This window comes from Sphingomonas asaccharolytica NBRC 15499, from assembly GCF_001598355.1.
Lineage (GTDB): Bacteria > Pseudomonadota > Alphaproteobacteria > Sphingomonadales > Sphingomonadaceae > Sphingomonas > Sphingomonas asaccharolytica.
Window position 1 is genome coordinate 42,616 of sequence record NZ_BCYU01000029.1, and the last position, 9,171, is coordinate 51,786.

General features: G+C 65.8%; 10 protein-coding genes. 1 reads left to right on the forward strand and 9 read right to left on the reverse strand.

Annotated elements, in window-relative coordinates:
- Positions 1-206 precede the first annotated feature (206 nt).
- The 7 genes from SAS01S_RS10025 to SAS01S_RS10050 all read right to left on the reverse strand — a co-directional run bounded on the left by SAS01S_RS10025 (position 207) and on the right by SAS01S_RS10050 (position 6,013).
- A complete protein-coding gene (locus SAS01S_RS10025; RefSeq protein WP_066807542.1) occupies positions 207-1,709 on the reverse strand; it encodes a SulP family inorganic anion transporter in 1,503 nt (500 codons plus the stop codon).
- A 2-nt stretch (positions 1,710-1,711) separates the two neighbouring features.
- Positions 1,712-2,404 (reverse strand): carbonic anhydrase, encoded by a 693-nt coding sequence (locus SAS01S_RS10030; protein ID WP_066807543.1) that lies wholly within the window; start codon positions 2,402-2,404, stop codon positions 1,712-1,714.
- Between the two features lie 207 nt (positions 2,405-2,611).
- Positions 2,612-3,322 carry a hypothetical protein gene (locus tag SAS01S_RS10035; protein ID WP_157082759.1) on the reverse strand — a complete coding sequence of 237 codons (711 nt, stop codon included), beginning with the start codon at positions 3,320-3,322 and terminating at the stop codon, positions 2,612-2,614.
- A 38-nt stretch (positions 3,323-3,360) separates the two neighbouring features.
- Entirely contained in the window at positions 3,361-3,705 is a 345-nt protein-coding gene (locus SAS01S_RS10040; RefSeq protein ID WP_066807545.1) for a hypothetical protein, read from the reverse strand.
- Between the two features lie 61 nt (positions 3,706-3,766).
- Positions 3,767-3,922, reverse strand: a complete 156-nt coding sequence (locus SAS01S_RS22495; RefSeq protein WP_157082760.1) for a hypothetical protein — start codon at positions 3,920-3,922, stop codon at positions 3,767-3,769.
- Positions 3,923-3,971: 49 nt separating this feature from the next.
- Positions 3,972-5,306: an ATP-binding protein gene (locus tag SAS01S_RS10045; RefSeq protein ID WP_066807546.1), complete on the reverse strand. Its 1,335-nt coding sequence runs from the start codon at positions 5,304-5,306 to the stop codon at positions 3,972-3,974.
- Entirely contained in the window at positions 5,303-6,013 is a 711-nt protein-coding gene (locus tag SAS01S_RS10050) for a response regulator (protein WP_066807547.1), read from the reverse strand. The genes SAS01S_RS10045 and SAS01S_RS10050 overlap by 4 nt, the downstream gene beginning before the upstream one ends.
- Before the next feature lie 154 nt (positions 6,014-6,167).
- Between SAS01S_RS10050 and SAS01S_RS10055 the strand changes: the two genes are divergently transcribed.
- Positions 6,168-6,440: a hypothetical protein gene (locus SAS01S_RS10055; protein ID WP_157082761.1), complete on the forward strand. Its 273-nt coding sequence runs from the start codon at positions 6,168-6,170 to the stop codon at positions 6,438-6,440.
- A 51-nt stretch (positions 6,441-6,491) separates the two neighbouring features.
- Here the strand turns inward: SAS01S_RS10055 and SAS01S_RS10060 are convergent, their stop codons facing one another.
- Both SAS01S_RS10060 and SAS01S_RS10065 read right to left on the reverse strand, forming a co-directional pair.
- Positions 6,492-7,421: an SGNH/GDSL hydrolase family protein gene (locus SAS01S_RS10060; protein ID WP_066807549.1), complete on the reverse strand. Its 930-nt coding sequence runs from the start codon at positions 7,419-7,421 to the stop codon at positions 6,492-6,494.
- Between the two features lie 73 nt (positions 7,422-7,494).
- Positions 7,495-9,171 (reverse strand): M13 family metallopeptidase (locus SAS01S_RS10065; protein ID WP_066807550.1); only part of this gene is annotated, 1,677 nt, incomplete at its 5' end.

Below are 9,171 nucleotides of genomic sequence, written 5' to 3' on the forward strand. Positions count from 1 at the left end.
CCCCGCTCTAAGGAAGCCGATGCGAAAAGGGAGGCTCGGCTCTGGACTAGGGTATTCAGACTGCCGGCAAACAATCTGGGGGCCGGAACCGCCCGCCCTTGCGATGCAAAGGGAAGCTGGGGGCGGACGGTTCCGGTAAGACCGGGATAGTGGCGGGAGGTCGGCGCTGCGTATCCCGATCGTAACGAAAGATTGCCGGGGCAATCCTACGCGGCGAGGCGAGCGAGCCGCCCGTCGGCGCCGAGCAGGGTGACACTGGCCCCGCTCGCGCGCCGCCGCGCCAACCACTCGCGGAACAGTTCCGCGCAACTGTGATCGACTGCGGCCAGATTGCGGACGTCGATCGTCAGCGGCTTGTCGGCAGGCGCCTTATCGAGCGCGTCGCTCAATCGCGGCAGTTGGACGAAGGTCGCGGTGCCCGACAGGCTGATCGCGGCATGCTCGTCCGCTTCGTGGTGATCGACGCCGAGCTTGAGGCGCTTCACATGCGGGATCACCTCGATCAGCGACAGCCCGATCCCGACCAGCACGCCGGTCAACAGGTCTTCGGCGACAACGATCACCAGGGTGGCCGCCCAGATCACCGCGGGCAAGATACCATGATGGCGGAAGAGCTCACGGACATGCGTGACATTGACCAGTTTCCAGCCGGTCACGACCAGCACCGCGCCGAGCGTCGCCATCGGGATCTCGCGCAGCAGCCAGGGCAGCAGGGCGACGAAGCCGAGAATCCACACGCCGTGCAGGATCGCTGACAACCTCGTCACCGCACCGGCCTGGACGTTGGCCGAGCTGCGCACGATCACGCCGGTCATCGGCAGCGCGCCGGCTGCGCCGCATAACAGGTTGCCGATGCCCTGCGCGCGCAATTCCTTGTTATAGTCGGTGCGCACGCCGTCGTGCATCTTGTCGACCGCGGCGGCCGACAATAACGTCTCGGCGCTGGCGATGAACGCGATGGCGAGCGCCGCGACCAGGACCGACGGGTCGAGCCACTTCGCGAAGATCGACGCATCGGGCAGGGCGACGGCGGCGGCGATCGATTCCGGGACGTTGACGCGGGTGACATCGAGGCCGAATAGGAAGGCGACCAACGTACCGGCGACCACGCCGAGCAAAGCACCCGGCACCAGCCGCAGCGCGGCCGGACGAAATTTCTCCCAGGCGATCATCACGCCGATCGTCAGCAGCGCGATGACGAGAGCGAGTTCGGTCGCGGTTGCGTTGCTCGGATCGAGGCCGAGCAGGCGGCCCGGCATCGCGGCGAGATTGTCGAGTCCGCTCGACATCGGCTTGGCGTCGAACAGCACGTGGAACTGGCCGACCACGATCAGCACGCCGATGCCGGCGAGCATGCCGTGGACCACGGCGGGGGAGATCGCGCGGAACCAGCCGCCGAGCTTGAAGATGCCGGCGACGACCTGGATCAGGCCGGCCAGAATCAGGATCGGCCCCAGCGCGGACAGGCCCTGATCGCGGATCAGTTCGAACACGATAACCGCCAGGCCGGCGGCGGGGCCGCTGACCTGGAGGGGGGAGCCCGCCAGCGCACCGACGACGATGCCGCCGATGATACCGGTGATCAGGCCCTTTTCGGGGGGCACGCCGGACGCGATCGCGATGCCCATGCAAAGGGGCATCGCGACCAGGAAAACGACGATCGAGGCGGTGAAGTCGCGGGCGAGAAAACCGCCCGCCGGCTTGGCCATACTCATTCGGCAGCCTCCGCATATTCCTCACCCATCGCCAGGCGCTGGGCGGCGGCGAGCGCCACGGGAAGCGGGCGATCGTCGCGGATCGGCAGGAAACGCCCGGTTTCGCCGTCGAGCCCGAGCATCACGCCCTGATGGATGTCGACGAACCAGCCGTGCAGCGAGATCTCGCCGCGCGCGATCCCCGCGGCGACCGCGGGGTGCGTGCGGAGATGCGCGAGCTGGACGACGACATTCTCCAAGCTGGCGGCGCGAACGCGCTCGTTATTGGCGAGTGGGCCATAGCCGGCGCGCACGACGCCTTCGGCGGCGTGGCTGTGGCGCAGCCAGGCGGCGACATTGGGCATGCCCTCGAGCAATTCGGGGTTCATCAGCGCCTTCATCGCGCCGCAGTCGGAATGGCCGCAGACGATGATGTCGCGCACGCCGAGCGCGAGCACGGCATATTCGACGGTCGACGACACGCCGCCATTCTGCGTCGCGAACGGCGGGACGATGTTGCCCGCATTGCGACAGACGAACAGGTCGCCGGGGTCGGCCTGCATGATCAGCTCGGGGACAACGCGGCTGTCGGCGCAGGAGATGATCAATGCCTTGGGGCTTTGCCCGTCGACCGCGAGCTTGGCGTAGAGGTCGTTGCTGGGAAATACGCGCTTTTCGAAATCGAAGACGCGTCCGATCAGATCGTTCACGGCAGATACTCCTCTTGGCTGGTTGCCGGGAAGAGCTAGGGCCTGCAATTTTCCGCAGTGCAGCGCGGGCGTAAGGAAATGTTGCCGAGGTCGAGGACCCGCGTCCGGGCCCCGCTATTCGGACGGGAGAGCGTTCTTCGGTCTTCGGTCGGGCTTAAGCGAGGGGCCGGCAGGAGAATCGTTGTTCACCTCGCCAAGCGACGAAGGTCACTCCGTCTCCCATTTCTGGTCGGTCGGTTTGAAGACGATCGAGCGGCCGTAGCGCTCGAACGTCAGCGTCTTGCCCGTGATGTGCAGCGGCGTCTTCGCGAAGGCCACTTTGCCGAGGTCATTGGGGTCGAAGCGGACATGGAGGATCGACGCAGCACTGCCGTTGAGATGGAAGCTGTCGCTCGCGATGTCATAGACGTCCAGCCGCACGCGCAGCGACACCGGTTTGTCGTTGGGGGCGAGCTGGATCACGTCGCTATCGTCGGACAATTGACCGCCCGCGACGCGTCCGTCGGCCAGACCGATCTCGGCATCGAGATATTGCCGCGTCCAGCCCCGCGGCAGATCGAGTATGAGGTGCATCTTGCCGTCGCTCGCGGGTTGCTGCCCGAGAAGGGTGAATCGCGGTGGCGTGACGGGATCGCTGGTCAGATAGACGGTATCGTGATCACTGGTCCAACGGCCGCTCGCGCTTTCGTCCAGCGCACCATAGGCCAGCATGTAATCGAACCGGCCATTGGGCTGCAGCCGCAGGCCTACACCCATCTCCATCTGGCCGCCGTCATAGATTCCGACCAATTGCGGGGAGCTCGCCGGCGCGGTTTGTCCGGCTACGCGAGAAGAGGGGATCGCTATGGCGGACAGCGACAGGCAACCGAACACTGCGATCGTGGCGCGAGAGGGCCGGTGGCGGGCGATGAACCCCATTCGGGGATGCTAGGCGCCTTTTCGGCCATGGTATAGCGTCAGATGACGTCCCGCCTGTTTTCGCGCCGCAGCCGACGAAAGAGCAGGACTAGCCCGGCCAGAACGAAACAAAGCCACGGCACCGCCAGCCAGTCGATCCAGTCGGGGCCGGTCGGCGCACTAACCTGGCTGTCGGTATAGACGGCCAGCAGCATCAGCGCGACAGCGTGCGCCAAGACCAGCCACAGGCTATAGGAAGTGATTGTCCAGGAACGCTTGTCTGCGGGTTCGATCATCAATGTCCGGATCGCCGATAAGAGCGCGGCAACGACGAATATCCCGCCGCCTGCGACGAGGACCAGCCCGAACAACAGGCCGTCTAATCGGATCGCGATGTCGCTCAATTGCCCTCCCTGGCGTCGGCCCCGCTCAATGAGCCGGTCGCACGAATATCATCGGTCGAATTCAACCGTCACGTTTCTGGCCGCGCAACGCCTTGAACACCTCAGCCGGCCCGGCTGCGAGGATGGCGGCGATGACGAACGCCGACAAAAACGGCGCCAGGATGATCCCGATATACGTGCTCTTCAGCACGGATTTCTTGATCGGATCCGGCTCCATGGTCGATTCATATCAGTTTCGTCGACCGCTGGGCAGCCCGCTGGGCGCGCTACTCGGCGATCGCCGCCCCGCGCGGCAGCGTGATCCGCGCGCTGAGCCCGCCCGACGGCGCAGCGTCCAGCGCGAACTCGCCGCCATGCGCTGCAACCGCGCGCTGGACGATGGCGAGGCCGAGGCCGAACCCCTGCGTATCGCGGCCGCGCGCGTCGTCGAGGCGGACGAACGGTTCCAGCGCGCGGGCACGATCCTCCGGCGCGATCCCGGGGCCATTGTCCTCGACCGCGATCGTCACCTGATCGGGAGTGGCATCGAGACGGATGTCGACGCGCTCTCCATAGTGAAGCGCGTTCTCGACCAGATTGGTGACCGCACGTTTCAACGCGACGCGGCGGACGATCAGCTCGCAATGATCGGGGCCGTGATATTTCGCCTTGCCGCCGCGATCGACGACGTCGTCGGCAAGCGTCGCGCACATCACCGCGAGGTCGGTCGCGCTCGGCGCTTCGCCATCGGCTTCGTTCTCTCCCGATAGATAAGCGAGCAGTGACGCGACCATCTGATCCATCTCGACCACGTCGTGCTGGATCGCATTGCGCAGATCGTCCTCGTCGATCGCGTCGGCGCGCAGATGGAGGCGAGCGAGTGGCGTGCGGAAATCGTGGCCGACCGCGGCAAGCGCCTGGGTGCGGTCGGCGATCAAGGTGTGGATGCGGGCCTGCATCGCGTTGAACGCGACGATCACGTCGCGCACTTCGCTCGGGCCGCGTTCGGGCACCGCTTCGACGTCGCCATGGCCGACGCGGTCGGCGGCGCGGGCGAGATCGCGCATCGGACGCAGCATCTGGCGCACCAGCAATCCGCCGATCAGGATCAGCGCGACCGCCGGAGTCAGCGCGAGCAGGATGCGGCTGACCGCCATGTCGAGCGCGCGCACCGGCTGGCGCGTGCGAAAGGTGATCCAGCTGGCATCGTCGAGCCGGAACGCGCCGGTGATGAAGCCGTCGCGCCCCGGTGAGGTCAGATTGAGGCGGAGGTCGCGCCCGTCGAGGTCGGGCTCCCAGGCGAGCACCTGCTCGGTCAATTTGTCGAGCGACGGTGCTACCGCCGGCGATTTGGGCAGTACCGCGCGCCAGGCGACCGCATAGCGCGATGTGGTGAGCTCGGACGCCATGGTGGTGCGCTCGCCGATCGGTGCTTCCTCGATCAGCTTGCTGGCGATGACGAGATGTTCGGCGAGCCGATGCGCTTCGTCCTGGCGCACTGAGAACTGGCTGGCGCGCTCGTACAGGAAGGTGCTCGCGCCATATTCGACGAGCACCGCGAGCAGCAGGATCGCGAAGACGCGGCCGATCAGCCCCAAGGTTAGGTGGGGCAGGCGCCTCAACGCCGCTCCACCGCGACGTTGAGCATATAGCCGACGCCGCGCACGGTGATGATCGGAGCGGGCTTGCCCGCGCTCGACAATTTTCGCCGCAATCGGCTGATCAGCACGTCGACGCTGCGGTCCGAACTGTCGCCGAGCCGGGTGCGCGACAGCTCGATCAGCCGTTCGCGCGCGATCACGCGCTGAGCGTTGTCGCACAAGGCGACGAGCAGATCGAACTCGGCGCCGGTCAGCTCGACCGCGGCCCCGGTCGGCGACAGCAATTCGCGGCGTGGCAGATTGACCGTCCAGCCCTCGAAGCTGAGTTCGCCTTTCTCGCGATCGGCGGGGCCGCGCTCGATCGAATGGCGGCGCAGCACCGCGCGGATACGCGCGACCAATTCGCGGGTGCCGAACGGCTTGGCGAGATAATCGTCGGCGCCGAGTTCGAGCCCGACGACGCGATCGGTCTCGCTGCCTTTGGCCGAGATGAAGATGATCGGCACCTCGCTCGTGCGGCGAAGCTCGCGGCACAAATCGATGCCGCTGGTGCCGGGCAGCATGATGTCGAGCAGGACGAGATCGACCGGACCCTGTTCGAACGCACGCCACATTTCGGGCGCGGTCGCGGCGGGCCGGACATTATAGCCATTCTCCTGCAACGCGCGGGTCGTGAGCGTGCGGAGCGGCGGGTCGTCCTCGACCAGGACGATGTTTGGGGCGGTCATCGAACGGCCTCTATCGGTGTCATGCGCTGGACCTAGTCGCGCTGCGCTCCGCCCTCAAGCTTACCGCCCCTGGCCGGCAATGATTTGTTACGGAGCGGCAAGGCGGCGCGACGGGCCGAATGGCAGGAAGCGGGTTCTTCAAAAGGAGTCCGATGTGAAATCCGCCCTGATCGCTGTGGCCGCCGCGCTTGTCCTGCCGCTGCCCGCCGCCGCCCAATCGTTCAATGACACGCACGAAGTTGTCTGGCACCCGGCCGGCAAGACCCCCGCGGCGATCCATCGCATGCGCGATCGTCCGGCGTGCACCCCGAGCGCGGGTCACCACCAGTCGGGCAAGTCGGCTATGCCGTCGAAAAAGGCTTGCGTTGCGCAAGTAGCGAAGGCGCCGGCTGCACCCAAAGGTGGAGAACCAGCGTTCGCGCAATAATTCGGTTCCCCGACCCGCCACGTCCAAAGGCTTTCTCGCTCGCCTGACAGCTTAAGGCGTGGCGAGTTGCGCCTTGGCGACCTGTTGCAGTTGGACGGCGACCCGGGGATCGATGCCAAGATCGTCGGCGGCGCGCTCATTGGCGCCCAGCCTGGTCGGGTCGAGCCCCGTGACGCGGCCGAACACGACCAGCGCTTCCAGGTAATAGCCAAAGATGCTGGCGTGGTAATGGTCGTAGGTCCACAGATCGACTTCGCCGAACGCGACGCCGTTATAGGGATCGGGGTCGGCGATTCCGCTCGCGATCGCACGGTTCCACGCCTCGCCGACGGGGATTACGCCTCGGAATGCGGGCGACAGCGCGCGCACCCCGTCGGCCGCGCGACGCAAATCCTGCGCCATCGCCGTGATCGGCTTGCCCGACCAGGGACTGCCCGGCTGATAGACCAGATCGGCGCGGCTCCAGGTTGCCATCAGATAGACGTCGACCCGCGGATTGTTGCGGGCGAACATCGCGGCGAATTGCGGGGCATAGGTGCGGTAATCGGTCGCATCGCCCGGACGCTCGCGGTCGAGCGTGCTCAGTTCCTGGAGGACGACGACATCCCATTGCCGGGAAACCAATTGGCGGCGCTGGTTCCAGTGGAAGCCCAGCGTCTTCCCGCCATCGGTCTCCAGCGCGACCGTATAATTGAGCCCCGATTCGGCGGCGAACAATTTGAATAGCGCCGGCACGCCGCCATAGCCGTCGCCGTTGAGATCGATGACGGTGTTGTTGCGATAGCGTTTGACCGCCGAATGCGCCCCTTGCGTGAAGCTGTTGCCGATGAACAGGATCGAGCGCGGTCGAGCGGCCGTCGCGGCCTGGGGCGCGGCGACCCTGGCCGGCGGCGGCGAGACCACCTGCGCCGACGCCGGGATGGCAGCAACGGCGGCAATCGCGGAACCTAGCATGGCGCCAAACAGGGCAAGTCGCTTCATCGTCAGAACTTCTTCCCGATCTGCAGTAACGCACCTCTCTCCCGTAAACGGGAGAGGGCTGTAATACCCCCACTCACCAGACGTGAACGCGATCCTCCGGTGCCAGATACAATTTGTCGCCCGACTTGACCCCGAACGCCGCGTACCAGGCGTCCATGTTCCGGACGATGCCGTTGACGCGATATTCTTCCGGGCTGTGCGGGTTGGACAGGAGCTGGGCGCGCAACGCGCCTTCGCGTGCCTTGCCTTGCCAACTCTGCGCATAAGCGATGAAGAAGCGCTGGTCGCCGGAATAGCCGTCGATCACCGGCGGCTCGCCATGGCGTGATACATAGCGGCGATAGGCGGCATAGGCCGCTTCGAGCCCGCCGAGATCGCCGAGATTCTCGCCCAGGGTCAGTTCGCCCTTGATGTGGACCCCGGGGATCGGCTCGTAGCCGTTGAACTGCGCAACCAGCTTTTGCGCGTGCGCGGTGTAGCGGTCGGCGGATTCCTTGGTCCACCAGTCGCGCAGCTTTCCGGTCGCGTCGAACTGGCGGCCTTCGTCGTCGAAACCATGACCCATTTCGTGGCCGATCGTGGCCCCCGTCTCGCCGTAATTGACCGCAGGGTCGGCGGCGGGATCGAAGAAGGGCGGCTGCAGGATCGCCGCCGGGAAGGTCACCTGGTTCATCAGCGGGTTGTAATAAGCGTTCACTTCCTGAACGTTCATGTCCCACAGGCCGCGGTCGACCGGCTTGGGCAGCCGCGATAGCTGCAGCTTCCACTGAAAGTCCTCGGCGGCGATCGCGTTGCCGAGCGGGTCGGTGCGCGACACCGTCATCGCCGAATAGTTGATATATTTGGCCGGGTGCCCGATCCGCGGATCGAATGAGGCGAGCTTGGCGAGCGCTTCCTTGCGGGTCGGCTCGTCCATCCAGGCGGCGTTGTCGATCTTCTCCTTATACGCCGCGCGCAGGTCGCCGATCAGCTCGGTCATCTGCTTGTCGGTATCGGCGGTCCAGTGATGCTGGGCGTAGATCTCACCCACCGCCTCGCCGAGATAGTCGTTGAGCAGACGCACGCCGCGCTTCCAGCGCTCCGGCTGGCTCTGCACGTCCTGCATCGTGCGGCTGTAGAAACCGAACCGCGTATCGTCGAACGCCTTGGGCAGATATTGCGCATGGTCGCTGATGAAGCGGAACGTCATCCAATCCTTCCAGGTGGCGAGCGGCGTGGTTTCGATCGCCTTGCCCGCCGCGGCCACCGCGCTCGGCTCGGCGACGACCACGATCGGCATCTTGCCCAGGCCGATCTTGGCGAGGACGGGAGTCCAGTCGAATTGCGGCGCGAGCTTGGTCAGGCCCGCGCGGTCCATCGGATTGTAGGTCTTGACCGGGTCCCGGCGCGCCTCGGGTGTCCATTGGTCCTGTGCCAGCCTGGTTTCGAGCGCGATGATCGTATCGGCCTTGGCCGCCGCGTCGGAAATGCCGGCGAGTTGCTGGATATGGACGATATAGTCGTGATAGGCCTTGCGATACGCGACATATTTGGCGTCGGGCAGCAGATAGTAATCGCGCGTCGGTAGGCCGAGCCGGGCCTGCCCGGTATCGACCGTATAATGGGTCGGGTCCTTGGAATTGGGGCTCACCCCGATATTGATCGGCGCGGCATAGCCGGGCTCGGCCATCAGCGCGACGAGCTGGTTGGTTGTCTTGACCGCGGCGATCCGCGCGAGCCACGGCTTGAGCGGCTCGGTGCCGCGCGCCTC

Bases quoted from the DNA above. Each gene is read 5' to 3' on its own strand.
- SAS01S_RS10025 (WP_066807542.1), bottom strand. From the start codon at position 1,709: ATGGCCAAGCCGGCGGGCGGTTTTCTCGCCCGCGACTTCACCGCCTCG.
- SAS01S_RS10035 (WP_157082759.1), bottom strand. From the start codon at position 3,322: ATGGGGTTCATCGCCCGCCACCGGCCCTCTCGCGCCACGATCGCAGTG.
- SAS01S_RS22495 (WP_157082760.1), bottom strand. From the start codon at position 3,922: ATGGAGCCGGATCCGATCAAGAAATCCGTGCTGAAGAGCACGTATATC.
- SAS01S_RS10050 (WP_066807547.1), bottom strand. From the start codon at position 6,013: ATGACCGCCCCAAACATCGTCCTGGTCGAGGACGACCCGCCGCTCCGC.
- SAS01S_RS10060 (WP_066807549.1), bottom strand. From the start codon at position 7,421: ATGAAGCGACTTGCCCTGTTTGGCGCCATGCTAGGTTCCGCGATTGCC.